The sequence below is a fragment of the Propionivibrio soli genome (assembly GCF_025770765.1).
In the GTDB taxonomy this organism is placed as follows: Bacteria; Pseudomonadota; Gammaproteobacteria; order Burkholderiales; family Rhodocyclaceae; genus Propionivibrio; species Propionivibrio soli.
On sequence record NZ_JANZKY010000017.1, the window covers coordinates 51,993 to 77,022 of the forward strand.

Annotated in this window: 24 protein-coding genes; 5 read left to right on the plus strand and 19 right to left on the minus strand. The window is 62.1% G+C overall.

From position 1 onward, the window contains the following. Positions 1-22 precede the first annotated feature (22 nt). The 7 genes from leuB to NZ453_RS18800 form a co-directional block, all read right to left on the minus strand. Positions 23-1,087, minus strand: a complete 1,065-nt coding sequence (gene leuB / locus NZ453_RS18770) for a 3-isopropylmalate dehydrogenase (RefSeq protein ID WP_263772399.1) — start codon at positions 1,085-1,087, stop codon at positions 23-25. 100 nt (positions 1,088-1,187) lie between these two features. After that, the gene (locus NZ453_RS18775; protein WP_263772401.1) at positions 1,188-1,319 is read right to left on the minus strand and encodes an entericidin A/B family lipoprotein; all 132 of its coding nucleotides are present in this window, start codon (positions 1,317-1,319) and stop codon (positions 1,188-1,190) included. Positions 1,320-1,509: 190 nt separating this feature from the next. Further along, a complete protein-coding gene (locus NZ453_RS18780) occupies positions 1,510-2,349 on the minus strand; it encodes a M48 family metallopeptidase (RefSeq protein WP_263772403.1) in 840 nt (279 codons plus the stop codon). 8 nt (positions 2,350-2,357) lie between these two features. Then, positions 2,358-3,548 (minus strand): MFS transporter, encoded by a 1,191-nt coding sequence (locus NZ453_RS18785; RefSeq protein ID WP_263772404.1) that lies wholly within the window; start codon positions 3,546-3,548, stop codon positions 2,358-2,360. Between the two features lie 45 nt (positions 3,549-3,593). Next, on the minus strand, positions 3,594-3,845 hold the full coding sequence (locus NZ453_RS18790; RefSeq protein WP_263772405.1) for an HP1242/YdcH family protein: 252 nt from the start codon (positions 3,843-3,845) through the stop codon (positions 3,594-3,596). A gap of 264 nt (positions 3,846-4,109) precedes the next feature. Further along, the gene (gene aroC, locus NZ453_RS18795) at positions 4,110-5,207 is read right to left on the minus strand and encodes a chorismate synthase (protein ID WP_263772406.1); all 1,098 of its coding nucleotides are present in this window, start codon (positions 5,205-5,207) and stop codon (positions 4,110-4,112) included. Between the two features lie 306 nt (positions 5,208-5,513). Next, positions 5,514-7,022 carry a DegQ family serine endoprotease gene (locus NZ453_RS18800; protein ID WP_263772407.1) on the minus strand — a complete coding sequence of 503 codons (1,509 nt, stop codon included), beginning with the start codon at positions 7,020-7,022 and terminating at the stop codon, positions 5,514-5,516. A 175-nt stretch (positions 7,023-7,197) separates the two neighbouring features. On the opposite strand from NZ453_RS18800, the gene thpR reads away from it, so the two are divergent. Continuing rightward, the gene (thpR, locus tag NZ453_RS18805) at positions 7,198-7,737 is read left to right on the plus strand and encodes an RNA 2',3'-cyclic phosphodiesterase (protein WP_263772408.1); all 540 of its coding nucleotides are present in this window, start codon (positions 7,198-7,200) and stop codon (positions 7,735-7,737) included. A gap of 22 nt (positions 7,738-7,759) precedes the next feature. Here thpR and NZ453_RS18810 read toward each other — a convergent pair whose 3' ends face one another. The 7 genes from NZ453_RS18810 to pepN all read right to left on the minus strand — a co-directional run bounded on the left by NZ453_RS18810 (position 7,760) and on the right by pepN (position 16,220). Then, positions 7,760-9,088 carry an ATP-binding protein gene (locus NZ453_RS18810; RefSeq protein ID WP_263772409.1) on the minus strand — a complete coding sequence of 443 codons (1,329 nt, stop codon included), beginning with the start codon at positions 9,086-9,088 and terminating at the stop codon, positions 7,760-7,762. After that, positions 9,085-9,747 carry a response regulator gene (locus tag NZ453_RS18815; RefSeq protein ID WP_263772410.1) on the minus strand — a complete coding sequence of 221 codons (663 nt, stop codon included), beginning with the start codon at positions 9,745-9,747 and terminating at the stop codon, positions 9,085-9,087. The genes NZ453_RS18810 and NZ453_RS18815 overlap by 4 nt, the downstream gene beginning before the upstream one ends. 117 nt (positions 9,748-9,864) lie before the next feature. Further along, on the minus strand, positions 9,865-10,173 hold the full coding sequence (gene ilvN / locus NZ453_RS18820) for an acetolactate synthase small subunit (protein ID WP_263772411.1): 309 nt from the start codon (positions 10,171-10,173) through the stop codon (positions 9,865-9,867). Position 10,174: 1 nt separating this feature from the next. Further along, entirely contained in the window at positions 10,175-11,857 is a 1,683-nt protein-coding gene (gene ilvB / locus NZ453_RS18825) for an acetolactate synthase large subunit (protein ID WP_263772412.1), read from the minus strand. 419 nt (positions 11,858-12,276) lie between these two features. Continuing rightward, on the minus strand, positions 12,277-12,852 hold the full coding sequence (locus NZ453_RS18830; protein ID WP_263772467.1) for a chromate transporter: 576 nt from the start codon (positions 12,850-12,852) through the stop codon (positions 12,277-12,279). 5 nt (positions 12,853-12,857) lie between these two features. Beyond that, positions 12,858-13,466 carry a chromate transporter gene (locus NZ453_RS18835; RefSeq protein ID WP_263772414.1) on the minus strand — a complete coding sequence of 203 codons (609 nt, stop codon included), beginning with the start codon at positions 13,464-13,466 and terminating at the stop codon, positions 12,858-12,860. A 117-nt stretch (positions 13,467-13,583) separates the two neighbouring features. Further along, complete coding sequence (pepN, locus tag NZ453_RS18840; RefSeq protein ID WP_263772415.1) at positions 13,584-16,220, minus strand: aminopeptidase N; 2,637 nt, start codon at positions 16,218-16,220, stop codon at positions 13,584-13,586. 209 nt (positions 16,221-16,429) lie between these two features. On the opposite strand from pepN, the gene tpx reads away from it, so the two are divergent. Next, positions 16,430-16,933 (plus strand): thiol peroxidase, encoded by a 504-nt coding sequence (gene tpx, locus NZ453_RS18845; protein ID WP_263772416.1) that lies wholly within the window; start codon positions 16,430-16,432, stop codon positions 16,931-16,933. 177 nt (positions 16,934-17,110) lie between these two features. Here tpx and NZ453_RS18850 read toward each other — a convergent pair whose 3' ends face one another. The 3 genes from NZ453_RS18850 to NZ453_RS18860 are packed head-to-tail and all read right to left on the minus strand — an operon-like array spanning position 17,111 to position 19,285. Then, a complete protein-coding gene (locus NZ453_RS18850) occupies positions 17,111-17,989 on the minus strand; it encodes a glycosyltransferase family 2 protein (RefSeq protein WP_263772417.1) in 879 nt (292 codons plus the stop codon). Then, a complete protein-coding gene (locus NZ453_RS18855) occupies positions 17,986-18,756 on the minus strand; it encodes a PIG-L family deacetylase (protein ID WP_263772419.1) in 771 nt (256 codons plus the stop codon). The genes NZ453_RS18850 and NZ453_RS18855 overlap by 4 nt, the downstream gene beginning before the upstream one ends. Then, positions 18,743-19,285 (minus strand): M23 family metallopeptidase, encoded by a 543-nt coding sequence (locus NZ453_RS18860; protein WP_263772421.1) that lies wholly within the window; start codon positions 19,283-19,285, stop codon positions 18,743-18,745. Before NZ453_RS18860 ends, NZ453_RS18855 begins: the two co-directional genes overlap by 14 nt. Before the next feature lie 177 nt (positions 19,286-19,462). Between NZ453_RS18860 and NZ453_RS18865 the strand changes: the two genes are divergently transcribed. The 3 genes from NZ453_RS18865 to NZ453_RS18875 all read left to right on the plus strand — a co-directional run bounded on the left by NZ453_RS18865 (position 19,463) and on the right by NZ453_RS18875 (position 23,197). Further along, complete coding sequence (locus NZ453_RS18865) at positions 19,463-19,981, plus strand: DOMON-like domain-containing protein (RefSeq protein WP_263772422.1); 519 nt, start codon at positions 19,463-19,465, stop codon at positions 19,979-19,981. Between the two features lie 8 nt (positions 19,982-19,989). Further along, positions 19,990-21,201, plus strand: coding sequence for an exo-beta-N-acetylmuramidase NamZ family protein (locus tag NZ453_RS18870; RefSeq protein WP_263772423.1), 1,212 nt, complete (start codon positions 19,990-19,992; stop codon positions 21,199-21,201). A gap of 97 nt (positions 21,202-21,298) precedes the next feature. Beyond that, positions 21,299-23,197 carry a diguanylate cyclase domain-containing protein gene (locus tag NZ453_RS18875; protein WP_263772424.1) on the plus strand — a complete coding sequence of 633 codons (1,899 nt, stop codon included), beginning with the start codon at positions 21,299-21,301 and terminating at the stop codon, positions 23,195-23,197. A 40-nt stretch (positions 23,198-23,237) separates the two neighbouring features. Here NZ453_RS18875 and NZ453_RS18880 read toward each other — a convergent pair whose 3' ends face one another. Beyond that, the gene (locus NZ453_RS18880) at positions 23,238-24,176 is read right to left on the minus strand and encodes a CobD/CbiB family protein (RefSeq protein WP_263772425.1); all 939 of its coding nucleotides are present in this window, start codon (positions 24,174-24,176) and stop codon (positions 23,238-23,240) included. Between the two features lie 200 nt (positions 24,177-24,376). Continuing rightward, positions 24,377-25,027, minus strand: coding sequence for a CoA pyrophosphatase (locus NZ453_RS18885; protein WP_263772426.1), 651 nt, complete (start codon positions 25,025-25,027; stop codon positions 24,377-24,379). Positions 25,028-25,030: the final 3 nt, after the last annotated feature.

Below are 25,030 nucleotides of genomic sequence, written 5' to 3' on the forward strand. Positions count from 1 at the left end.
AGGAGTAAAAAACCTTGCCGCCTTACAAGGCGGCCAGCACCGCGTCGCCCATTTCACGCGTGCCCACTTTCTTCGTTCCCGGCTCGAAAATGTCGCCGGTACGGTAACCCTCAGCGAGAACCTTCTTCACGGCGTTCTCGATACGTTGCGCCATATCTTCACGCGCAAACGTGTAACGCAGCATCATCGCCGCCGAAAGAATCGTCGCCAGCGGGTTAGCCAGCCCTTTCCCGGCGATGTCTGGCGCGGAGCCGTGGCAAGGCTCGTACATGCCTTTGTTGTTCTCGTCCAGCGAGGCCGACGGCAACATGCCGATCGAGCCTGTAAGCATTGATGCCTCGTCCGACAGGATGTCGCCAAACATGTTGCCGGTCACCATAACGTCGAATTGTTTCGGCGCCCGCACTAACTGCATCGCCGCGTTATCGACCAGCATGTGCGTCAATTCGACGTCCGGATACTCCGGCGCCAGTTCGTTCATCACGTCACGCCAAAGTTGCGTCGTTTCGAGCACATTCATCTTGTCGACCGAACACACCTTGCGCTGACGCTTGCGCGCAGCTTCAAAAGCAACACGCCCGATGCGCCGGATTTCACTTTCCGAGTAGTGCATCGTATTGACGCCGACACGTTGCGATCTCCCGTCTACCAAACGCGTTTCAATACCTCTCGGTTGACCGAAATAGATATCGCCGGTGAGTTCACGCACGATCAGGATGTCGAGACCCGCTACCACTTCGGGCTTAAGCGTCGAAGCGTTGGCCAGCTCTGGGTAGAGAACGGCCGGCCGCAGGTTGGCGAACAAGCCGAGCAGCTTACGGATGCCGAGCAGCCCACGTTCCGGGCGTTGTTCCCGCGGCAGCACGTCCCATTTCGGCCCGCCCACCGCGCCGAGCAGAACAGCATCGGCCTGTTGGGCGAGCTTTTGCGTCGCTTCCGGAAATGGGCTGCCCGTGGCATCAACGGCGCAACCGCCGAGGAGCGCTTCTTCCATTTCGAACTTGAGATCAAGCGCTTTCAGCACACGCACCGCTTCGGCCATGATTTCCGGCCCGATCCCATCACCCGGCAAAACGCAAATCTTCATTGTGGTTCCTTTGTGTTGTTCGGTACTTGTTGCAACTCGTTCAGGACGGACAGCCCGGACAAAAGGCCCCGACCGTCTTCCTCAATACGCACTTCCTCGCTTACTTGTTCGCCGCCCGCTCGATCGCCTGGCCGCCGCGCTCGATGTCACGCCCGACCCCCTGAATCGTGTTGCACGCAGCCAATGATGCGAGGCACAACATGACGCAAATAAAGGAAACGCCTTTTCTCATGTTTTTCGGTCTCCGCTGAAAAATGGAGTATTTGCATTGGCAGATCGGACCGCGATCGCTCACCCTTCATTACCGGCAGCATACCGCCGCCATGCCCCCCTAAACCGAAGGCATTCTCGGTACTGCCGGGCGACCGATTATCGCATGGTGCAGAAGGGCTGTCAGCTTGGACAAGCCTATGAAGAACAAGTCAATTGTTTCGTTGCGCCGCCTTGTACAGCGGATCGACGCGGTCGGCATAGACGCGCAGGTCGGCGATTCGCGACTCGTGAGATGGATGTGTCGAGAGCCATTGCGGAACACCATTACCGGAAGCGCGGGCCATCTTTTCCCAGAGCGAGATCGAAGCGTGCGGGTTATAACCAGCGCGTGCCACCAGTTCGATACCGACGCGGTCCGCCTCTTGTTCCATAGCCCGCGAGTTCGGTCGCATGAACGCCAGATCACCCACCGTCCCGAGAACGTTCTGTCCAAGGCTCGGGTCGACGCCATAGTAAGAGCCGATCAGCACGCCACCAATGGCGGCCGCCACGTCCATTCCCGCTGCCTGGCCAGCCTTTTCACGTCCGTGCTCGCGCAGCGCATGCGCTATCTCGTGGCCCATCACAGCGGCCAACTCGTCGTCGCTGAGGCCCAACTGTTCCATGAGTGCCGTATACACGGCGATCTTGCCTCCCGGCATACACCACGCGTTGAGTTCCTTCGACGTAATGACGTGGGTTTCCCAACGCCAGCTCGGCGCATCGGGACGGAAGACACCCGTCGTCGGAATCAACCGGCCCGCGATCGTCCGCACGCGCTGCACCTGAGCCGGATTGCGGTCGAGGAGCCCTTTCGCCCGCGCTTCGCCGATCGTCTGCGTATACGCCTTCTCCGCTGCCCGATTAACTTCAGCAGCGGACACAAGCATGGTCTGTTGCCGATCGACACCGACCGCGCCTCCCGTCGTGGTGGTTGTGGTCGCGCATCCGGTAAGAAAGAGCGTCACAATCAGCGCCAAGGCGCCATTTTTCATCGTTGGAGTTTTCATGGCATCCCTCATCGATTGGGTGTTGCATGGACAACGCCGGTTGCCGGCTGTTCGCTGACATCGCTCTTCTTGACGTAGCGAGCGACCAATAGAAACCCTATCAAAGCATAGACCGAGCTGAGCGCGAACGTCGCTTCGCCGCCGAGGCTTCCCCAAGTCCAGCCGCTCACGAGCCCACCCACCAGTCCTCCGGCCCCGAAGGACAGGCTCGAGTACAAGGCCTGCCCACGCGAACGGGTACTGTCCGGAAACCAGCGATTGACGGCAGCGATGGCGGCGGCATGAAACGAACCGAAGGTCAGACCATGCAGGAGTTGCGCGAACACCAATATGGCGGGCAAATCCACCGCAGCACCGATCATCACGAAGCGGACGACTGCCGCGCCGAGGCTGGCCAGCAGAATCACGCGCAGGTTGAATCGACGCATCAGGCGCGGCATGAAAAAGAACACGCCTATTTCGACGATGACGCCAATCGTCCACAACATGCCGACGGCCGATTTGCTGTACCCATGGTCGGACAGCAGGATCGAGTAAAAGATGTTCAGCGCCGCATGCGCCGCGTAGGCCGCGAAACACGCGACGAACAAAGCGAGAACTCTCGGTTGCCTGAGTATCTGCCCAACTGGCCGCCGCTCCGTTCCCGATACGTGGCCTTCGGCATCCGGGACGACAGCCGCGGAAGCGAAAATACACAACAACGAGCCGAGACCGATCCAGACGAGGCTGGCTATCGCCACCCGATCGAGCAAAGCGCCCGTCCCCAGGACGGCAACGACAAAGCCGATCGAGCCCCATACACGGATTCGGCTATAACGCGCAGGATTCTCGCGCAGATGGTCGAACGTCAATGTTTCGACTAGCGGTAAAGCCGCGGCCCAACAGAACGAAAAAACGGACATCGCCGTCAGCACAGTCAGGAACGTATTGCTAAACAGGAAAGCGAAGAAAACGACAAGCGCCGCGGCGCTACTCGTTCGGACGATGAGAATCCGCTTCTGCAAGCGATCCGACAGACCGCCAGCAAGATAAGGCGCGAACAGACGCATCAATTGCATCTGCGACATCACCACACCGATGTCCCACGCCGATAAGGATAACGACTGGAGGTATAGCCCGAAATACGGGGAGAAGACGCCGATGAAGGCGAAATAGGAAAAGTAGTAGGCGGAAAGTCGCCAGTATGGGAGACGGTGCATCCGGAGATTCTACCGAATGCCCCCGCCCCGCCGAACAGAGAAGCGTCAGTTGCTGGTTCTATGGGCTACCAGAATCCGATACATCTTGTCCTTGAGTTTCACGCGCATCTTCTTCATGTCTTCGATCGTGAAATCGTCGACCGGGATGTCTTCTTCTTCGAGGCGTTCCACTTGGTTGGTCAGGTTGTGATACTCGTCAAACATTTGACTGAACGTACTATCCGATGTTCTCAACGCTTGCATTACATCCAGAAATTCAGGGAACTCGCGGTGAAGCTCGTGATGCTCAATCTGCATGATCGTACCCTCACTCTGTAAATCTGGCCGGGCCGATGCACAGCCAGCGCGGTTGAAAAACGGCAGGCTAGATGAACGTCTGCGCGATTAATTTACCACCGCGCCGGGAAAGTGTTGACCCCCGTGATACTGCAATTTTGGTCAGTAAACAGGACAGCCGATAACGGTTCTCAATGCCGCATGTGCAGGTTGGCAAACAGCACCAGACGAAGCCTCGGCCGACGCGGGTCGGCGCCGCGCGCAAAGCGCAGCGGCTCTTGGAAATTAGCGCTGAGGCCGAAGGCGCGGCGTCGCGCACTCGACGTCGCCGCACTGCGCGCGATGCCGTAGTGCGTGATCGACAAGAACAAGCGCCAGCATGGCTTCGGCAATCGGAGTGGCGCGAATGCCGACGCAAGGATCGTGGCGTCCGTGGGTTTCGACGGTGATCGCATCGCCGGCCAGGTTTATTGAGCGGCGCGGCAGACGGATGCTCGATGTGGGCTTGATAGCCAAATCGACCACGATCTCCTGTCCGGTCGATATTCCACCGAGGACCCCGCCCGCGTTGTTCGAAAGGAAGCCGTCGGGTGTCATCTCGTCGCCATGCTCGCTACCCTTCTGCTCCACACTCGCGAAGCCCGCCCCGATCTCCACGCCTTTGACGGCATTGATGCCCATCATGGCGTAAGCGATCTCGGCGTCCAGCCGATCATAAACGGGTTCTCCCCAACCGGGCGGCACTCCAGTGGCGGTTACGCGAATACGCGCACCGATCGAGTCACCCGATTTGCGTAGCGCATCCATGTAGGCTTCAAGCTCGGGGACTACCGCGGCGTTCGGGGCAAAGAACGGGTTGGCAGAAATGGCGTCGGCGTCGACAAACGGGATGGCGATCGGGCCGAGCTGGCTCATCCAACCGCGGATCGCCACACCGTAGCGCTCCTTCAACCATTTGCGGGCGATCGCACCCGCCGCGACGCGGACAGCCGTCTCGCGCGCCGACGACCGCCCGCCGCCACGGTAATCGCGAAATCCGTATTTTTGTGTATAGGCATAATCCGCATGCCCAGGCCTGAACGTCTCGGCGATATTGCCGTAATCCTTGCTGCGCTGATCCTGGTTACGGATGAGCAACGCGATCGGGGTTCCCGTGGTTCGCCCATCGAAAACGCCAGAGAGAATCTCAACCGTATCCGGTTCACGGCGTTGCGTGACATGGCGGGACGTGCCGGGCTTGCGGCGATCGAGTTCGGCCTGAATATCGGCGGCATCGAGCTCGAGACCGGGAGGACAGCCGTCGACGACGCACCCGATGGCCGGGCCGTGGGACTCGCCGAACGACGTAACGGCGAAAAGAGTTCCGAAGGTATTGCCAGACATGGGTTTCCCGGGGCGTTAGAATCGGGCGAAAAGTCTACCATAGGCATTTTCGCCGCTTTTCGCGCCATGAACGATCGCCCCAGAAAACCAGCCAAGCCCGGCCGACCGCAACCGAAGCAGGTCGGCACGTCCACTGCCCCGACGGCCTCGAACGCGCTGTTGCAGGCGGGGAGCCGCTGGCAGCGAGCGGTGCGCTATGGCTGGGACAAGGGCGGCTCGCACGGAGGTCGAAAGTAGCTACCCGCACCCTGCACCACAAAAGAAACGGCCGCTCAGCGCGGCCGTTTGTACTGGTCGATCCGCAAGTTAACCGACGTCCACCGGAACGAAGAGTTGGGCGTCGTCGCGTTGGATCAGCAACGCCACGCGCTTGTTCGCCTTGCTGATCAGAGCCCGCAACTGTTCGACGCTCGTTACCGGTTCCCCGTTCACCGAGAGGATGATGTCCCCCGGACGGATACCAGCGCGCGCCGCCGAACCCGACGCGTTCTGCACCAACAGGCCGGACCGCAAATCCGCCTGACGACGCTCCTGGGCAGTCAGCGGACGTACGGCGAGACCAAGGCGCCCCTGGTCGGCGCTGTTGCTTCCTTCCGTGGCCGAGGCCGTCGTTTCCTTCTGCGCACCGACCTTCACCTCGACATCGCGCGTATTGCCCTTGCGCCAGACCTGCAGTTTCACCGATTCGCCAGGGCGAACGTCACCGATCAACGGCGGGAGTTCTGAAGAACTGGTCACTTCCTTGCCGTCCACACCGAGGATGACGTCGCCTGGTTGCAACCCGGCCTTCGCCGCCGGACTACCTTCTTCCACGGACGAAATCAGCGCCCCGCCCGCCTTCTTGATGCCAAACGATTCGGCGAGCGACTGGTTCAATTCCTGAATCGCCACGCCAAGGCGGCCGCGCTGGACCTTGCCGAATTTGACGATCTGTTGCTCCACCTTGACCGCGATCTCGATCGGAATCGCGAACGACAGGCCCTGATAGCCGCCGGTACGACTATAAATCTGCGAGTTGATACCGATCACCTCACCCGCCATGTTAAACAGCGGGCCGCCGGAATTCCCTGGGTTCACGGCCACGTCGGTCTGGATGAACGACACGTAGTTGTCGTCCGGCAGCGAGCGCGATTTCGCCGAAACGATGCCGGCAGTGGCGCTGTTCTCGAAGCCGAACGGCGAGCCGATCGCCAATACCCATTCGCCGACGCGCGTGTTCGCCGTACTGCCGATCTTCAACGTCGGCAGATTACGTGCGTCGATCTTGAGCACCGCGACGTCGGTGGCTTTATCGGAGCCGAGCACCTTGGCTTTGAACTCGCGCTTATCGACGAGCTTGACCATCACCTCGTCGGCACCTTCCACGACGTGCGCGTTGGTCAGGATGACGCCGTCTTCACGCAGGATGAAGCCGGACCCTTGCCCACGAATACGGCGTTCTCCGCCACCTTGGCCCTGTTGCGGAATGCCGAAATGGCGGAAGAACTCATAAAAGGGGTCGCTCGGATCCAATTGCGGGAAATCAGGAGAACCTTGGTTTTTCGCCGTACCCGATACGCTGATGTTGACCACGGCCGGGCCATTGCGGGCAACAATCGCGCTCATGTCGGGCAAGGGAGCCGGCGCGCCCGTACTTGCCGCCGCGGACGCGGGGGGAGCCGGCACGGCCGGTTGCGGCGCTGAAGCTGTGGGTTGCAACGCGGCGGCGCGAGCCGACCAGTGCTGCGCATACTCGTCGCTGAACGAATAGGCGCCGGCGATGGCCGCCGTAACGACGGCGGCAATAACGCTTCGTTTGAGTGTCTTTGAAGTCATTGTCGCTCTCCTTTTGGTCAAATAATGCAGCGATATCGCTTGCGATGAGGCAGATCGTACGACGCCGACACTTAAAATCGACTTAAGAAACGCTGGCAAGTTGCGCTCCGGCCCCAACCTTTTTCGAAGAGCAAGCATCGGCTTCGCAACCGATGCCTGGAGACGAGCAAACGACATGAGACTTTTCTTTGCGCTGTGGCCCGACACGGCGGCGGCCGCCGAACTCGAGAGGATCGCGCAACGGTGTCACGAGTTCTATAGAGGCAAGCCGACGCGAACGCAGACAATCCACATAACGCTGGCTTTTCTCGGCGATGTCGACGACGACCGAGTCGATGATGCGATCACCGCGGGTAACGGCGTGGGGCGGCAAGCGTTCGAGCTTGTTGTAGACCGGATCGGTTACTGGCGCCACAACCGTTTGCTGTGGGCGGGTGTAGCGCCCTCCGACGCGTTGGCCGATTTGGTTGATCGGCTGCGCGGAGCGTTGAAAACGGCCGGATTCACCATCGATGACGAGGGACGCCGTTTTGTCCCGCACATCACCCTGATCCGCAAGGTCGCGGGCACCGAACACCGCTCCGCTCTGCCGTCGATCGAACCGATCCGGTGGCCGTGTACGCGCTTTGTGCTCGTTCGCTCTCGATTATCAACGGCCGGACCAGACTACGAAGTTATGGCCGAGTATCCTTTGCCGGCACCGACTCCGGAATAATCGGCGGTTCCATAGGTCGCGGCTATTCCGATGCGGTGCGAGGCGGGAATACAACGCGTACGCGCAACCCGCCAGAAGGTACATCTCCCAGAACCACCCGGGCTTGGTGACGATCCGCGATGGTGCGCACGATCGCCAGACCCAGACCGCTTCCCGTCTCGCTTTCGCCACCGCGACGATAAAAGCGGTCGAAAACGCGCTCACGCTCCTCGACAGGGATTCCCGACCCCGTGTCGCTGACTTCGAGGAAGGCAGCGCTTCCCTCATCCTTCACATCTTCCAAGCCGCACCGCACGTCCACTCGGCCGCCGGTCGGCGTATACCGAAGCGCGTTGCCGATCAGGTTGGCGAACACGACGCGCAGGGCATCGGCGTCCGCGAGAACCGTCGCGGACTCATCCGTCTCTGCAACACCGAGATCGATATCTCTCGCATCCGCAAGCAAGGCGTGGTCGACGACCGATTGCCGGGCGAGATCAGCCAGCTTCACCGGCAACTTGCGGTATTCCGCGGCACCCGGCTCGTGGCGCGCCAAGGTTAGTAGTTGCTGTACCGCATGCGTCGCCCGCTGCAGCCCTTCTTTGAGTTCAGCAAGCGCGGCCGTCCGCGCCGCCTCGGTGGGCGCGCGCTCGACAAGCTGTGTTTGCAGTTGCAGCGCAGTCAATGGCGTACGCAACTCGTGCGCGGCATCCGCGATGAAGGCGCGCTGCGCATCGAGCGCCGACTTCAGCCGGGCGAGGAGATCGTTCAGGGACGAGACGAGAGGCTGCGCTTCATCGGGGACATTATCGTCGGGCAAGGGGCTGAGCGAATCGGGCGTGCGCTCATGAAGCGAGTGCGCCAGGCGCGCCAATGGCCGCAGGCCGCGTCCGACGAGCACCCAGATCAGCACCCCAAGTACGGGCAGCAGCACGAAGAACGGCCTGAGGGTGCTCCACGCCGCATTCGCCGCCAGCTGATTGCGCACGCGCATCGGCTGGGCCACAGCGATCGTCAGCCCGTGGTACTGGATCGCAAACAGCCGCCATTCGCCTTCCGGCGACTCCGCGGTCGAGTAACCGAGTCGGGTCAGTTCGGGCAAAGCTTCGTGCGGCTTCGAGTAATAGACCGTGAGCCCATTGCGGTCCCAGACGCGAATGACATAATCGAGGCTCTCGTCGCTGGCCAGCGCTTCCGCAGGGCCGAGAAAGGTCTGGTCGCGCAGCGAGAGCGCGATCTGCTTCAGGTGGTAGTCGAAAAGCATGCCGGCTTCCTCGCGCGCCGCCCGGTAGGTTGCCCACCCGCCGAGCAGCATCGCGGCGCAGAGTGTGCCGAGCAGCGCGATCAGCAGATGGCGGCGGATCGATCTCACGGACGCCTCGGTACCAGGTAACCGACACCGCGTACATTACGTATCCACTCGGTCCCGAGCTTGCGACGCAGCGAATGAATATAGACCTCGACCGCGTTACTCTCGATCTCTTCGTCCCAGCCGTACAGGCGCTCTTCGATCTGCGTCCTTGAAAGAGGGACACCGGGCTTTTCGAGAAGCGCGTGCAGCAGGGCGAACTCGCGACCGGAAAGGGCCACCGGTACGCCTTTGAGCGTCACCTCGTGCGTCGCCGGGTTGAGCGAAAGTGCCCCGTGCTCGATAACCGGCGAGGCGCGCCCGCTCTTGCGCCTCAGGAGCGCGCGTACGCGTGCGGAGAGTTCGTCGAGGTCGAACGGTTTCACGAGATAGTCGTCCGCCCCCGCATCGAGGCCTTTGACGCGGTCGACCACCGAATCGCGGGCGGTGATGACAAGGACCGGCACGTCGAGCCCCTTGCGCCGCATCCCAGCCAATAACTCCAACCCCGTCTTTCTCGGCAAACCGAGATCGAGCAGGACCAACGCATAAACGCCGTTGGCAAGTGCAAGTTCCGCCGCGGAACCATCGCGCACCCAATCGACCGTATAGCCTTCCTGGCGCAGTCCGTTCTGCACACTGGCACCGATCATCGGGTCGTCTTCAACAAGCAACAGGCGCATGGCTCCTCCGTCGCCGGCCTGTTCGTTCTCCGGCGCGTCAGGAGCGCATGTTATAGCGATTCTCGGCGGCGGCCAAAACCGCCGGGGCTTGGGATCGGGTTGTGCCCCGGCTTCTGGCTAGCGGAAGAACTCCTCCAGCCGCTCGAACACTTCATGCTCGGTGCCATGGCGGCGCACGGCTAGTACGTCTTCGAGTTTCTCGAGTTGCTTCACCATTTGGTCAAGGCGGCCATCCTCGTTCACCATGAGCCAAATGCGGCTCGTGCTGCCCATGCCGACCGGCATGCACAGAATGCCTTCGACGTTGTAGGCACGACGCGAGAAGAGTCCGCAGACGTGCGACATCACGCCCGCATGGTTATTGACGTCGAGTTCGAGAACGGTACGAGCCAGCGCGCGGGTTTCGTTTCGGGTCAGGGAATTCATTTTAGCCTCCGATCATGTCTTTGTTCGATGCGCCGGGCGCGACCATCGGCAACACTTGCTCGCGCATGTCGATGCTGGCATGGATCAGCGTCGGACCTCGGTGGCTCATGGCGTCGCGCAACGCGGCGCGGGCATCGGGCGCTGCATCGAGATCGACCGTCTCCCAGCCGAAACCCTTCGCCACCGTCAGGAAATCCGGAACGCCCTTATATTTCGAGGCGTAGATGCGTTCGCCATAAAAAAGCGTCTGCTGCTGGAACACCAGGCCGAGCGACGCGTTGTTCATCAGCACCACCTTGACGTTTGCGCCTTCCTCCGCCGCCGTCGCGAACTCCTGGATGTTCATCAGAATGCTGCCGTCGCCGGAGAAGCAGACCACCGTGCGCTCCGGTTCGGCCAAGGCGGCGCCGATCGCGGCCGGTAGGCCAAAGCCCATCGTACCGAGCCCGCCAGACGTGAGCCATTGGCGCTCCCTGCGCAATGGATACGCCTGGGCCACCCACATCTGGTGTTGCCCGACGTCCGTACAGATTGTCGCTTCGTCGTCGACACTCTCGGCCACGGCACGGATCAATCCATAAGGAGTGCGCGGGTCATCGACCCCCGGCATGCGTAATGGATGATCGGCTTTCACTTCCGCCACGCGGGTAAGCCAATCCTTGCGCAGGCAGGCGAACGTCTTCGGCGCCAGTTGCTTGAGTACGGTCTTGACGTCGCCCTGCACGCCAACGTGCGCCGCCTTGATCTTGCCGAGTTCGGACGGATCGATGTCGATGTGTACGATCTTCGCCTGCGGACAGAAGGCCGCCACTTTCCCCGTGGCACGGTCATCGAAGCGCGCACCGATCGCGATCAAGAGATCGCATTCGTCGAGCAGGAGGTTGGTGCACCGCGCACCATGCATGCCTAGCATGCCAAGCGAAAGCGGATGGTCAACCGGCATCGTGCCGAGCGCCATGAGGGTCATCACGGTCGGCAGGCTGAGTTTCTCGGCGAAGGCTACCGCCTCAGCCGAGGCGCCCGAATGCACGACGCCGCCGCCCAGATAGAGAAGCGGTCGATCAGCAGCGTTGATCATCTCGGCCGCACGCGCGATCAGATCGGCATCCGGCGCCGCAGTCGGTTCGGCTTTGCCCGGCTCCGGCCACTCCGTGACGGAGACCACTTCATTCTGCACATCCTTCGGGATATCGATCAGCACCGGTCCCGGCCGGCCGGAGGCGGCCAGGCGGAAAGCGCGCGGAATGACTTCGAGCAGTTCCTCGGCCGAGCCAACGAGGAAGTTGTGCTTGGTGATGGGGATCGACAGGCTGTAGGTGTCGACTTCCTGGAATGCGTCGGTCCCGATCATCGGTCGGGGAACCTGCCCGGTGATCGCGATCAAGGGGATGGAGTCGAGTTTGGCATCCGCAATCGCGGTCAGCAGATTCGTTGCCCCCGGGCCCGAAGAGGCCATGCAAACACCGACCTCGCCGCTGGCGCGTGCGATACCCTGTGCAATGAAGCCGGCGCCCTGTTCGTGCCGTGCCAGTACGTGCTCGATCTTCGACGACTTCGACATCGCGTCGTACAAGGGCAGAATCGCACCACCCGGAATGCCGGAAACACGGCGCACACCTTGTCGTTCCAGCAAGCGCACGACAATCTGCGCACCGGTGAGGTTTTCGGTTGGGGTACTCGGCATGGACATCTCCTTTCTACGGCTGGGTTAGCGGCTTGGCCGGTCGGGAGTCCAGAAAGCGAAACCCCCGCCCGGTTTGCACCGGCGGGGGTTTCGGAATTTCGGTCGTTTTGTTTTCGACTTATCTTCGGCGAGCCCTCGACGGTGCGTTGGGTACCAGTACTACGTGTACTACGCGTACTACCGATACCGCACCGATCGTAATGATGGCCGACGCCGTCAGCGCAATAGCGATGAGGGTTTGCAGGGCGAGGGCATCAAAAGAAGGCATGGTCGGCGGGCCGAAAAGAAAACGTGAGATCCGATTAGAAACGAGGTTGGCGAAAAAAACAACCCCTTTAACGACGCGGGATGCCGCGTTCAAGAAAATGCCTGCCACCACGGACGCGCAAGGCCTTCTCCCGTCGGTCAACTGCATTCTGCTACAAGAGACCCGCTGCACCCAGGAGAGCGCCTAGCGCCAAAAGCCAGAGGAGGTGCACCTTCGTGCGCCAGACCACAAGCGCGGAAACCGCGGTCACCGCCCAAAGCGGCCAGTCGCGTGCCGGGTCGCCATTGGCGCTGGCGAGTATCCAGCCGGTAGCGATGAGCAAGGATACGACGATCGGGCTCATCCCCTGCTTGAACGCACGGACAGCCCGCCGCTCGCGATTGTGGTGACCCCAGCGGGCGGCAAGGACGGCGAGCACGCTGCTGGGCAGAAGAACGCTGACGAGGCAGAGGATTGCGGCGACGAGTGCGAGCCAGGTGCTCCCGGCGTTGAGGCCGATATTCCATCCCATCAAAGCGACGAAGAGGATATTCGGCCCCGGCGAGGCCTGGGCAAGGGCTACCGAAGCACTGAATTGGGCGTCGCTCAGCCAGTGCTGGCTCACCACGAGCAGCCGGTGCATTTCGGGCAACACGGTGATCGCGCCACCGACTGAGATCAATGAAAAGACGAGATAGTGGGCAAGCAACTGGACCCAATCGGCCCATCCGATCACTGGTACGATCATCTCGTTCACGCGCTCAATCGCCTGTAAGCGATGGTACACGCCACCGCCCCGAGGCCGAACAAAACATAGGGCTGCGGCCAGCGCAGGAGCGCCACGGCGACGAAGCATGCGCCCCCGAGCGCTGCGCACATCGCCATGCCAAGAGGATTGGAACGCAAGGCGCCGAGCAAGCGCAGCCCCGCGGCAATGATCAGGCCGGCCGCGACCGCGCCCATGCCGCGCAAAGCACCGACCACGGCGGGCTGCGCCCCCCACCGGGCATATGCGAGCGCAAGAATCAGCAGGAGAATGAGCGGAGCCGTAATCAGGCCGGCCAGCGCGGCGAGCGCACCGCGCAGGCCGAAGTAACGCGTGCCGATCATCAAGGCCAGGTTGACGACGTTCGGTCCCGGCGAAATCTGGGCGACGGCCCAGTCCTCGATGAATTCTTCATGCGTCATCCAATGCCGTCGCTCGACGAGCTCATTCTGGATGACGGCCATGACGCCGCCGAAACCCTGCAATGCCGTAAGCGTGAAGCAGATAAACAGATCGCCAGGCGAACGAGGCGGAGACACACTGACGGTCATGGGCGGCAGCACGAGAAGAAAACGCGTATTGTCGCGTGCCGCCAAGATCCCCGGCAAGTACGAACCGCATGATCAAGCGGTGCGGCCAGCAACGTCACGCGCTTGTTAGCGCAGACGCTTGCTCCCTGCCCCGGGCACGATGCTACCCGCCACCAAACCCGCTCAGCGCAGCGCCTTGTCGACCACCTCGAAGACGTCCCTGGACAATCCCTCCAGGCGATGCAGTGATTCGAGCGCGGCCTTGGCATGCCCCTGGCGTACCGCATCGAAACGGCGCCACCGGTCGAACGCCCGCGCCAAGCGCGCCGCGACTTGGGGGTTCATCGCGTCGAGCCGTGCGATCTGGCTTGCCAGGAAGCGATAACCGCCTCCATCAGCCGAGTGGAAATGCCGATGGTTGGCGCCAAACGTGCGCAATAGCGAATAGACCTTGTTCGGCGTCCGCAGATCGAACGCCGGGTGGGACGTCAGGCGCTCGACGCGTTCGAGTCGGCCCGGCAGACGGCTCGACGCCTGTACCGCGAACCACTTGTCGACGACCAGATCCTCGGCCTGCCAACGCTCGTAGAAAGCATCGAGGGCCGCATCGCCCTCCGGACCCGGAGCGTTGGCGAGGACGGCCAAGGCAGCAAATTGATCGGTCATGTTGTCCGCCGAATCAAACTGCCGGCGCGCGACGGACCGATAGTCCTGACGATCGAGTTCGTTCAGGTAAGCGAGACACAAGTTACGCAACGCGCGCCGACCGACTTCCTCCGTCTCGGTCGAATAAGGCCCGGCGGGCGCAAGCGCCTCGTAGCGGCGAGCGAATTCAGCTTCGAGCCCATGAGCCAGGAATCGGGCGAGACCCGTGCGCGCTTCGTACAAACGTTCGGGGTCGACGACCTCCATCTGTTCGGCGAGCGTCGGTTCGCTCGGCAAGGTCAGCGCTTCGGCGATAAAGGCCGGTTCGCCCGAGCCCACCAGCACCTTGCGCGCCGCATCGAGAACGCTCATCGGCCATTCAGGCGCCTGGCCGCGGGCCAGATTGGCGACCGCGGCGCGCACCAATTGTCCGTAAAGCCGCTGCCCTGCTTCCCAGCGGTTGAACGGGTCGCTGTCATGGGCCATCAGGTGGGCGAGTTCGGCGATCGTGTAGTCGCACTCAAGGACAACCGGCGCCGAGAAGTTGCGCAGCAACGACGGCACGGGCGGCGCGTCGATATTCTCGAAAACAAACGTTTGCTCCGGCTCAAGCAGTTGCAGAACGCGCGTCTTCGGTTCCGGGTCCGCCTCATTGCCGAACAACATGTCCTTGCCGTCGGGGCCAAGCAAGCCGACGGCAACGGGAATCAGGTAACTCTCTTTTTCTGACTGCCCCGGCGAGGGGGCGCAACTTTGCGTGAGCGTCAAGGCGTAACACCGTTTCCGGCTGTCGTACTCGCCGCGCGCCGTGACCTTCGGGGTACCGGCCTGCGAGTACCACGTCATGAACGGCTCGAAATCGAAGCCGGCCGCATCCGCCATGGCTGCGACGAAATCGTCGCAGGTAACCGCCTGCCCATCATGACGGGCGAAATACAGGTCCATGCCGCGGCGGAAAGCCTCTCTGCCGATCAAGGTCTGGATCATGCGCACGACCTCGGCGCCCTTTTCGTACACCGTCGCCGTGTAGAAATTGTTGATCTCGAGGTAAGTTGAGGGTCGCACGGGGTGCGCCATCGGGCCCGCATCCTCTGGAAACTGAGCGGCACGCAAGCCACGGACTTCGCGGATGCGCGCCGTCTCGCGGCTGTGCGTATCGGCGCCGAACTCCTGGTCGCGAAAAACCGTGAGTCCTTCCTTGAGCGACAGTTGAAACCAGTCCCGACAGGTGACGCGGTTGCCGGTCCAATTGTGAAAGTATTCGTGCGCGACGACCCGGTCGATATTCTCGAAATCGACGTCGGTCGCCACGTCGGCGCGTGCCAGCACGTACTTCGTGTTGAAGATGTTGAGCCCTTTGTTTTCCATGGCTCCCATGTTGAAGTCGCCGACGGCCACGATCATGTAGTGGTCGAGGTCGCATTCGAGACCGAACCGCTGTTCGTCCCAGCGCATCGACTTCTTCAGCGCCGCCATTGCGTGTGCACATTGGTCGAGCTTGCCCGGTTCGACGTAAATGGCGAGCTGTACCTCGCGGCCGGACGCGGTGCGGTACCGGTCGCGCAAGACGTCGAGCTTGCCGGCCACCATGGCGAAGAGATAACACGGCTTGCGGAACGGGTCCTCCCATCTCGCATAATGGCGTCCGTCCGGCTCATCGCCCGCGCCCACCGGGTTGCCGTTCGCAAGCAGAACCGGGAAAGCGGCCTTGTCGGCGTGGATTGTCACCGCGTATCGCGCCATGACGTCCGGACGGTCGATGAACCAGGTAATGCGCCGGAATCCTTGCGGCTCGCACTGGGTGAAATACCCATCGCGGCTCCGGTACAACCCGGAAAGCTGAGTATTCTGATCGGGCCGGATACGTACTTGCGTTTCGAGGGTGAAACGCTCGGGCACGACGTTGATCGACAAACTCCCAGCCTCGACATGGTAGTCGCCATCCTGGAGCAGGCGACCGTCGACGCGAACAGATTGAGTGTCGAGATCCTCGCCGTCCAATTCAAGCGCTGCCGATCCCTGCACCAGTGGATTGCGCAAAACGCGCAGCGTCGAGGTAACAAGCGCATACTCGGCACGGATATCGACATCGAGCCTGACGTCGTCGATCAGGAAGGGCGGCGGCGTGTAGTCTTCGAGGCGAACGGGTGTTGGATCGGACGTAGTGTCTTGCATATCAAAGGGTTCCGGGTAACTGGAGGATATGTGCGGGGCATCATGATAGCCGATGCCCGTCTGGTGACGACCGAACTTTTGCCGCTTGGTACTGACAAAGAAAGGCCGTTACCGTAGGGCGTTCCGGCGCCGGCGCCAACGACCTCGGATCAAGCAAAGCAACAATTAACCAGCAAGACCGAATAACTCCAAACCCTAAAGGAATCGATATGGCTAGCTCAGTGACTCTCGGCGGCAACCCCGTACAACTCTCTGGAACGTTCCCGCAAAAGGGGCAACAGGCGCCCGCGTTCTCGCTGGTCGGCAGCGATTTGGCCGACGTTTCGCTCGAAAAGTTCTCCGGCAAGCGCAAAGTGCTGAATATTTTCCCGAGCATCGACACGCCGACCTGCGCCACCTCGGTGCGCAAGTTCAACAAGTCGGCGAACGAGCTGGCCAATACGGTCGTGCTATGCATCTCGGCCGACCTACCGTTCGCACAGAAACGCTTCTGCGGCGCCGAAGGGCTGGAGAACGTGGTCACGCTTTCGGCGATGCGCGGTCGCGAATTCCTGAAGAATTACGGCGTCGAGATCACCAGCGGGCCGCTCGCTGGGGTCGCCGCCCGTGCGGTCGTCGTCCTCGACGCAGAGAACAAGGTCCTGCACAGCGAACTGGTGTCGGAAATCAAGAACGAGCCGAACTATGACGCGGCGCTCAATGCGCTGAGCTGAGGTAGCTGCACACGAGAGGGCGGGCGGCCGCACGGCCGTCCCGCGCCTAGCGTCAGTCGATGAGGTACCGGTTCAGGCGTGACGTTTGTGAAAGGCGTTTTGCTAGCAGTCGTTAAGCGCGCCGTACGTAAAACTGCCTCGATGGGGCTATCGCCCGCAAAGGCCTCCGAACGATGCTCAAGCCGTACGGCCTTCCAGCAAACGGAGCCGTTCCTCCACCGACAACGGCACCGGCCGCCGATTGGCCAGCAGCCAGGGCAGCCCCGGCAAGGCCGCTGCTAAGCCGCTCAAGAGCATGGCATCGTGCAACACGCCGTGCAGGATATGCCGGGTCTCCCACCATGCGTCCCGCGCCGACCGACGCAGCCAGGCGCACCAAAGAGCATTCCTGACCAGCAGGCGACGCCTGCCGGTGACATCACGTAGCCGGCTTGGGAAGTGATGCACGACGAGTTCCGGGGCGTATCCAAGGTGCCACCCGGCGGCCATCAGATCGAGCGCCAGCAGCCGCTCCTCGCCGCCGATGAAGAAACGCGGCTCGTAACCACCAGCAGCGAGAAAAGCGTCGCGGCGCATAATTGAGGCCCCGGCCATGATCCCCGCGACTTCGCTGCCAACGAAATGCATCGTGTTCGGGATCGGACTGTCGGCCATGACCGCGCTCGTCGGGTCGAGGTGCTCCTCCGGACCGACCAGGATGCGAGCGGTAAGTACCGCCAATCCCGGCTGCGCTTCGAGAATCGCGACTCCGCGGGCGAGTGCTCCCGGCGCCCACCAGGTGTCGTCGTCGCAAAATGCGATGTACCGCGCGCAAGCCGCCTGCGCGCCGTAATTGCGGGCCGCCGCACCAAGGTTACGCGGCAACGCCACGACCCGAATCCCCGGGTAATGCTCGGCGATAGCCCGCGCCGTGCCGTCCCGCGAGCCATTGTCGACAACCCAAATGGGTACGTCGTGACAGTTCTCTAGTAGCGTTCCGAGTGTGTGCAGAACCTGCTGCCGCCGGTTGTAGGTGAGGACAACGAGCGCCACATCGACTTCATCGATCGCCATCATGCTCTCCTTCTGGCGTCGTCCAGGCGCCAATACGTTTCGGGGCGCGCCACATCGCCCATTCCCAGGCGACCAGGAGTCGCCAGTCCCCGGAGTTGCGAGCGATAGCACGCTGCAGCGGCTTCCTTCTTCTCGCTGGCATCTGCACCGATCTCGAACTCGACCGGCGACACGGCCACCCTTCGTGCTTGCAACTCGTCAAGGCGGCGCGCAAGTAATTCCGGGATCGTGCGGTAGAGGGCATCGGCATAGAGGAACCACCCTGCGCGCAAGATCCCCTTTTCCCGACCTTGCTCGGCGAGTTCCCAATGAGCCTGCATGGCACCGTCGTGCGCAAGGCGATGGTCGGAATGGAAGAGGCCCAGCGGCAGGAAAACCGCGCTCGGCTCCACCTCACACGCCACCCGGGCGATTTCCCGGGCGATGTCGGCAGCTTCCGGTCCATCACCGGCTTCGCAATACTGGCTGTCCCGATACGCGAGCCGCACTGGCCGGGCGCCGAGGAGGGCGATCGCTTCGTTATCCTCGGCCCGCCGACTCGCCATGGCCTCCTCGCTTGAAGCGAATCCGCAGGCACGGTCCCAGTCGGTTAGACCCAAGGCAGACGGTGGATCTCCGGCAAAAACCGTCAGTACGTGCGAACCGGGGCTGTCGGCAAGAAGCCTTCCGCAGGAGAGAACGCCGTCGTCGAAGTGCGGCGATATGACCAGGATGCCGGCCGGCGGCCTTCCTGACCGTCCATTTTCGGTAATCACGCTACGAGGCGGCAAACGGCATTCCTACCCCGCGCAGGAGAGGATACGGATTGATTGGCCCGGCGCTGGTGTAGATTCCGTAATGCAGATGCGCCGGCCCACCGGCTGCGTTACCGCTGTTTCCTACGTAACCGAGAACGTCGCCAGGCAAGACGAAACGCCCGGCATGCACATCGCCGAAGCGCGCAAGGTGCGCATAGTAATGGCGGTGTCCTGCCGGGCCGATGACCCAGACGAAGTTGCCACCCAACGTATTGTGTCCGACCCGGGCAATGATCCCCCGTGTGGTCGAGCGCACTGGCGTACCCCGGGACGCAAAGATGTCGATGCCCTCATGCCGCCTCCCACCCGAGCGGGCCGCGTGCCAGGAATCGGCAAGCTTTCGGGGACTTACGCGGTCCACTGGGACGGGAAGCACTGTCGGAACCGGCTGCAAATAGAGCCACGTCGTACGTACCGCAGTCTGCGCGGCCGGTTCGAGCATCGTACTCAACAGCAGAACGGCAACCGCTGCGAAGATGGAAGAGACAATCGATCGGAGCATGCCAACATTCGCCTGTGGTGAAGGGTGTACTCAGGGTCCAGGGCTTCAGCCACCATGGTGACGAGGGCTTTTCGGAGATGGCAGGCGACGGCAGACTGATAAAATGCCCCAATGCCCTTCGACCCATCCCCGCAATCCCCTTTTTCCCTCTCCTGCCATCCCGCAAATGCCGCGCCCATGGTTCGCGCCGTCGAAGCGCAGGCACGTCTGCTCGCCGACGGAAGCCTCGCACTTACCTACTGTGTATGGGGCGACATGGCCCGCCTGTTCGTCCCTGAGCCGCAGGCGGCCGATCGGCGCGACGCGCTATGGGAGCACACGTGCTTCGAGGTCTTCGTCGCACCGGCCTCGGCGGACAGCTACGTCGAGTTCAACTTCTCGCCGTCCGGGCTGTGGGCCGCCTATGCGTTCTCCGGTTATCGACAACGCGCCGCAGCGGATGACCCGCGCCTGGCTCCCACGATCACAACGCACCGCTTTGCCGGACGGCTGGAGGTCGAAGCAATCGTCCCGGCCGCATCCCTTCCCCATTGGGCCGGTACTTGGCACGTAGGTCTGTCCGCCGTGCTCGAAGCGCGCGACGTCACCCACGATGCCCATAGCTACTGGGCTCTGGCTCACCCTGCCGAGCGCCCCGATTTCCACCACCGCGGCAGCTTTACCTTGCACCTCGCCGTGCCGCCTTTGCCCGCTTGAGCGCCTCCATGACCTCGATTTCCTTCGGCCTCGACCGGCTGCTCGCCGACGCCGCCCTGCGCAAGCCGTTGATCGGCAAACGTGTCGCATTGCTCGCCCACCCAGCATCCGTCACGGCCGATCTCACGCACGCGATCGATGCTCTTGCCAGTTTGCCGGACATCCGGCTCACCGCTGCCTTTGGCCCGCAGCACGGGTTACGGGGTGACAAGCAGGACAACATGGTCGAGTCGGCGGACTTTCTCGACCCGCGCCACGGCATTCCTGTGTTCAGCCTCTATGGCGAGGTACGCCGGCCGACGGCGGCCATGATGGACACGTTCGACGTGTTGCTCATCGATCTGCAGGACCTGGGCTGCCGTATCTACACCTTCATCACCACCCTGCGGTACATGCTCGAGTCGGCCGCCGAACACGGCAAACAGGTGTGGGTACTCGACCGCCCCAACCCGGCCGGCCGGCCTGTCGAAGGACTACTGTTGCGGCCTGGCTGGGAAAGCTTCGTTGGCGCCGGTCCCCTGCCGATGCGGCATGGCCTGACGATGGGAGAACTGGCTGCCTGGTTCGTGGCCACGCTGAAGCTCGACGTTGATTGCCGCGTGGTGACGATGGAAGGCTGGGCACCCGACGTTGGGCCAGGCTACGGCTGGCCGCTCGGCGAACACACCTGGGTCAACCCAAGCCCGAATGCACCTAACCTTTCGATGGCACGCTGCTACGCCGGTACGGTCATGCTTGAAGGGACGACCCTCTCGGAAGGACGGGGAACGACCCGCCCACTCGAACTCTTCGGCGCCCCGGATATTGACGCGCGCTCGTTGCTCGCCCAACTGCATGCACTGGCTCCGCAGTGGCTGAGCGGCTGCCGGTTGCGCGATTGCTGGTTCGAGCCGACGTTCCACAAACATGCCCACCAGCTCTGTAACGGCATCCAGATCCATGTCGAGGATGCAAGTTACGAGCACGCCGAGTTTCGCCCCTGGCGGCTGCAAAGCGCGGTTTTCAAGGCATTGCGGCGGCAGCAGCCCGATTACCCCTTGTGGCGCGACTTTCCGTACGAGTATGAACGCGACCGCTTGGCGATCGATCTGATCAACGGGGGACCACTCCTGCGCGAATGGGTCGACGACCCGCAAGCGACGCCTTCCGACCTCGATGCGTTGGCGAAACCCGACGAGACGGCCTGGGAAGCCATCCGGCGCGACTACCTACTCTACTGAGGCCAGGCGACTCTCCGCCTCTGCCTTACCGCTCGCCGGCGCAACATCGCATTGCCTGGTCTATAGTGGATTTGGGCGATGAAGCGCGAGCGCGGTCATGACAAATGATTTGGATCTCGTTGATCGGACCACTACCTTTCCCTTGCCGTGGGGGTTCTCCCTCGTTTTCCTGAAACTGGCCATCGGCGCCGTCATCGTCGCCGCCCTCAGTTTTCTTCTCCTGGTTGTTTTTGTCGTCCCCGGAGATCTTGCCCGCGCAGCCGGGCCGGCAGCGCAAATCGCCGTTTCCGGCGCAGCACTCGTCCTCATTGCGCTCGGCAAGGTTCGGGTGGCACTGACGCTTCTCGTCTGGGCCACCTGGCTCATCGTAACGACCTTCCTCTCGCTCTACGGCGGAGTGCGCGGCACGGCGGTTTCCGTCTACCCGCTGCTGGTAATGCTCTGCGGATGGTTGCTCGGCGCGCGCAGCGCCTCACTGTTGGCCGGGTTGGCCATCACGGCGACGATTGTCCTCGTGGTGGCTGAGCCGGCGACGGCCAGACCGGGCGCTCAGGCCACCCCCGCCGTGCTGTACGGCCTCGTGCAGATCACCTGTATCGTTTTCGCCACCGTCCTGATCAGCCTCCTGACGCGCTCCTATCATCACCGCCTTGACGAGGTGGAACGATTGGGTCAGGACCTCGCACATCGTACGGAACAAGCCCAGACGATTGCCGCGGATCTCAATGAAGCACAGGCGGTGGCACATATCGGGAGTTGGGTCTATTACTTTGACAACGACAGGATCGACATGTCGGCCGAATGCTGCCGCATCGTCGGCCTGCCGCTCGGTAGCCGAGGGACGCGTACCCGTTACCTCGCGCGCGTACACCCGGACGATCTCAAGCAGTTGGAAGATGACTGGCAGCGCGCGTTGGCAGGCGCTCCGCTCGTAAACCAGCACCGCATCTGGGTAGACAATCGCATTCGCTGGATCAGTCAGCGTGCGAATGTCGAATTCGACGAAGACATGCAGCCTCTGCGTTGTGTCGGGACGATGCAGGACGTCACCACACTGAAGCAGACCGAAGACGAATTACGGGTCGCCGCAACGGCCTTCGAGGCTCAGGAAGGCATGGTAATCACCGATGCCAATCAGATCATCCTGCGCATCAACCCCGCCTTTACCCGTGTCACCGGTTACACGGCGTCTGATCTGATCGGCAAAACGCCCCGCGTCCTCAGTTCCGGGCGGCATAACGAAGCGTTTTATGCCGCCATGTGGCATAGCATTGCCACGCTCGGCGCGTGGCACGGCGAAATCTGGAACCGGCGCAAGAACGGGGAAGTGTATCCGGAATGGCTGACCATCACGGCCGTGAAAGATGGCGCGGGAAACGTCACGCACTACGTAGGAACACTGACCGACATTACCCAACGCAAAGCCGCCGAGGAGGAAATCAAGCACCTGGCATTCTACGATCCGCTCACGCGCCTACCCAACCGCCGTCTGTTGCTCGATCGTCTGCAACAGGCATTGGCGTCGAGTGCCCGGACAGGCCGTCAGGGCGCTTTGCTCTTCCTCGATATCGATAACTTCAAAGCGCTCAACGATACGCTCGGGCACGATGTCGGCGATTCACTTCTGGAACAGGTCGCCGAGAGGTTGTCAGCCTGCGTGCGCGAAGGCGACACCGTCGCCCGCTTCGGTGGCGACGAATTTGTCCTCATGTTGGCCGACCTCAGCACCGACTCCGAGGAGAGCGCAGCACAGGCGCGACTCGTCGCCCGCAAGATCCTGGCCGCCATCAATACGCCTTATGCTCTGCCAGGGAGAACCTACCGAACATCCGCCAGCCTGGGCATCACGCTGTTCGCCAACCACCACGCGACGCCATTCGAGCTTCTCAAACAGGCCGATATCGCGATGTACGAAGCGAAGGCCGCAGGCCGCAACACGCTGCGCTTCTTCACTCCGCAAACGCACGCGATTCTTGAAGAAAGAAGCACCGATTAGGCCGACCGGACCGAAGTTTGACGGTCGGGAGACGCCGAGGCTACCTCCCGACCAGCCCTGCGATGCTGACCAGCAACAGGAGCAGCAGGCACAGCAACAACGCCCGCCAGACGAGCCCGACGGCGCTCTGCATAAAATCGACGTCCGCCTCTTCCCCAAGCCCGATTTCGGCACGGTCCGAGATCTCGCCCAATTCCATCACCGGCATACCAAGTCGCACGCCGAGCGCCCCCGCCCCGCTAGCTAAGACGACGCCAAGGCCACCGGCAGAATCACCGCCCGCCCACCGCGCCGCCTGAGTCCGCCAGCAATAAACAGCGTCCTCGAAATTTCCGACGACGGCGAAAGCCGCCGCTGTCGCGCGCAGCGGTAGCCAATCGATGACGGCGAACGCCTGCCGCGAAAATGTGCCGAAGTCTCCGGATTCCATGGCCGTGCGTCGCCCCCAGAAATCGGCAAGAAACGCCGCGACACGATAGAGCACCGCACCGCAAGGCCCCGGAAGCAGGACGAAGCAGACGATGACGCCAAAGACGTGGCGGTGCGACGCACCAAGCGCCTCCTCAATGGCTAGCCGCGCAATGTCGGATGATGAAAGCCCGTCCGCCGGTCGTCCGCGCCACTCGCCTAGCAGTTCGCGCGCGTGCGGCACGTCCTCCATGCGCAATGCCATTTGAATGTCGGTGTAGTAGTGGCTGAACTGGCGGAATCCCATCGTCAGGTAAAGAACGAGGACGTTCCAGAGCCAACCAAGCAACGGATTCAGCGCATGGAGCGCCGCATAGACAGCTCCGGCGACGACGACCAAGCCGCCGGCGGCAATGAGCCAGGCCACCACCCCGTGCTTCCGCTCGCCGGCATTGAAGAAACTTTCGAGAACCCGCGCGAGCTTCGATAGCGGCTCATAGACGACCCAGCGATAAGGCAAGGGGCGGATCTGTTCGAGCAACAGGACGGCAACGAGCGATAAAAGAGCCATGGCAAATAGGTCTGCGGCACGGCGTCACCCTCTGCACGCCTGCCTCGCTTCTGAAAGGCCGAAGATACCATATTGCCGCCAGCGGACAGAAGGACCGGGAGCCTATTCGGCGAGAGGATCAGGCGTTGCGCCTTCGCGGTGCTTCAGGCCTGACGATGCGAAGCACAACAGCGCGGACGAGCCCGTCGGGCGTACCTGGCTCAGTCGGCCACTGGACAACGGTCGGCCACGCGGCTGGCCTCCGCCGCCATGAGAGCACGCGCCAGAGTGACGATGATTCCTGCCGTCGCTCCCCAGATGTAGCGGTTCTCGTAGGGAATCGCAAAAAAACGCCGCACGACGCCGTTGCGCGTTAAAGAATCCCGTTGGTGGTTGGCGCTGTTCATCAGATGCGCGAACGGCACTTCGAAGATCTCGGCGACCTCCGTCGGATCGGCTCTGAGGTCGAGGGGCGGCGTCAGCAAGGCGACCACCGGCGTAACGCAGAAGCCCGTACTCGTACGGTATTCCGGAAGGTAGCCAAGGATTTCGGCACTTTTCGAAGCCAGCCCGATTTCCTCTTGCGCCTCCCGCAATGCTGTGTGCGCCGGGGATAGGTCCTCGGCCTCCGCCCGTCCCCCAGGGAAACTGATTTGGCCCGCGTGATTCTTCAGGTGTTCGGTACGTTGGGTGAGCAGAACCGAAGGCCCGCTGGCATGGAGAACGATCGGGAACAAGACAGCAGCTGGAATCAACGCCTCGTTGCCGACGCCTTCCTCTCTGACAGCCGCGCCGCTCGCCGGATTCGGGTTGAGGACTGAGCGCAGCAGACCGACATCGAGCCGCTCCGTCTCCGCCCTGTCCTCAATCATTTT

Coding starts and splice junctions, on each gene's coding strand:
- NZ453_RS18790 (WP_263772405.1), bottom strand. CDS start 3,845: ATGCAGATTGAGCATCACGAGCTTCACCGCGAGTTCCCTGAATTTCTG.
- NZ453_RS18885 (WP_263772426.1), bottom strand. CDS start 25,027: ATGATTGAGGACAGGGCGGAGACGGAGCGGCTCGATGTCGGTCTGCTG.
- NZ453_RS18880 (WP_263772425.1), bottom strand. CDS start 24,176: ATGGCTCTTTTATCGCTCGTTGCCGTCCTGTTGCTCGAACAGATCCGC.
- NZ453_RS18800 (WP_263772407.1), bottom strand. CDS start 7,022: ATGACTTCAAAGACACTCAAACGAAGCGTTATTGCCGCCGTCGTTACG.
- NZ453_RS18870 (WP_263772423.1), top strand. CDS start 19,990: ATGACCTCGATTTCCTTCGGCCTCGACCGGCTGCTCGCCGACGCCGCC.
- thpR (WP_263772408.1), top strand. CDS start 7,198: ATGAGACTTTTCTTTGCGCTGTGGCCCGACACGGCGGCGGCCGCCGAA.
- NZ453_RS18775 (WP_263772401.1), bottom strand. CDS start 1,319: ATGAGAAAAGGCGTTTCCTTTATTTGCGTCATGTTGTGCCTCGCATCA.
- pepN (WP_263772415.1), bottom strand. CDS start 16,220: ATGCAAGACACTACGTCCGATCCAACACCCGTTCGCCTCGAAGACTAC.
- tpx (WP_263772416.1), top strand. CDS start 16,430: ATGGCTAGCTCAGTGACTCTCGGCGGCAACCCCGTACAACTCTCTGGA.
- NZ453_RS18860 (WP_263772421.1), bottom strand. CDS start 19,285: ATGCTCCGATCGATTGTCTCTTCCATCTTCGCAGCGGTTGCCGTTCTG.
- NZ453_RS18875 (WP_263772424.1), top strand. CDS start 21,299: ATGACAAATGATTTGGATCTCGTTGATCGGACCACTACCTTTCCCTTG.
- leuB (WP_263772399.1), bottom strand. CDS start 1,087: ATGAAGATTTGCGTTTTGCCGGGTGATGGGATCGGGCCGGAAATCATG.
- NZ453_RS18830 (WP_263772467.1), bottom strand. CDS start 12,852: ATGATCGTACCAGTGATCGGATGGGCCGATTGGGTCCAGTTGCTTGCC.
- aroC (WP_263772406.1), bottom strand. CDS start 5,207: ATGTCTGGCAATACCTTCGGAACTCTTTTCGCCGTTACGTCGTTCGGC.
- ilvN (WP_263772411.1), bottom strand. CDS start 10,173: ATGAATTCCCTGACCCGAAACGAAACCCGCGCGCTGGCTCGTACCGTT.
- NZ453_RS18785 (WP_263772404.1), bottom strand. CDS start 3,548: ATGCACCGTCTCCCATACTGGCGACTTTCCGCCTACTACTTTTCCTAT.
- NZ453_RS18850 (WP_263772417.1), bottom strand. CDS start 17,989: ATGATGGCGATCGATGAAGTCGATGTGGCGCTCGTTGTCCTCACCTAC.
- NZ453_RS18780 (WP_263772403.1), bottom strand. CDS start 2,349: ATGAAAACTCCAACGATGAAAAATGGCGCCTTGGCGCTGATTGTGACG.
- NZ453_RS18865 (WP_263772422.1), top strand. CDS start 19,463: ATGGTTCGCGCCGTCGAAGCGCAGGCACGTCTGCTCGCCGACGGAAGC.
- NZ453_RS18815 (WP_263772410.1), bottom strand. CDS start 9,747: ATGCGCCTGTTGCTTGTTGAAGACGACCCGATGATCGGTGCCAGTGTG.
- ilvB (WP_263772412.1), bottom strand. CDS start 11,857: ATGCCGAGTACCCCAACCGAAAACCTCACCGGTGCGCAGATTGTCGTG.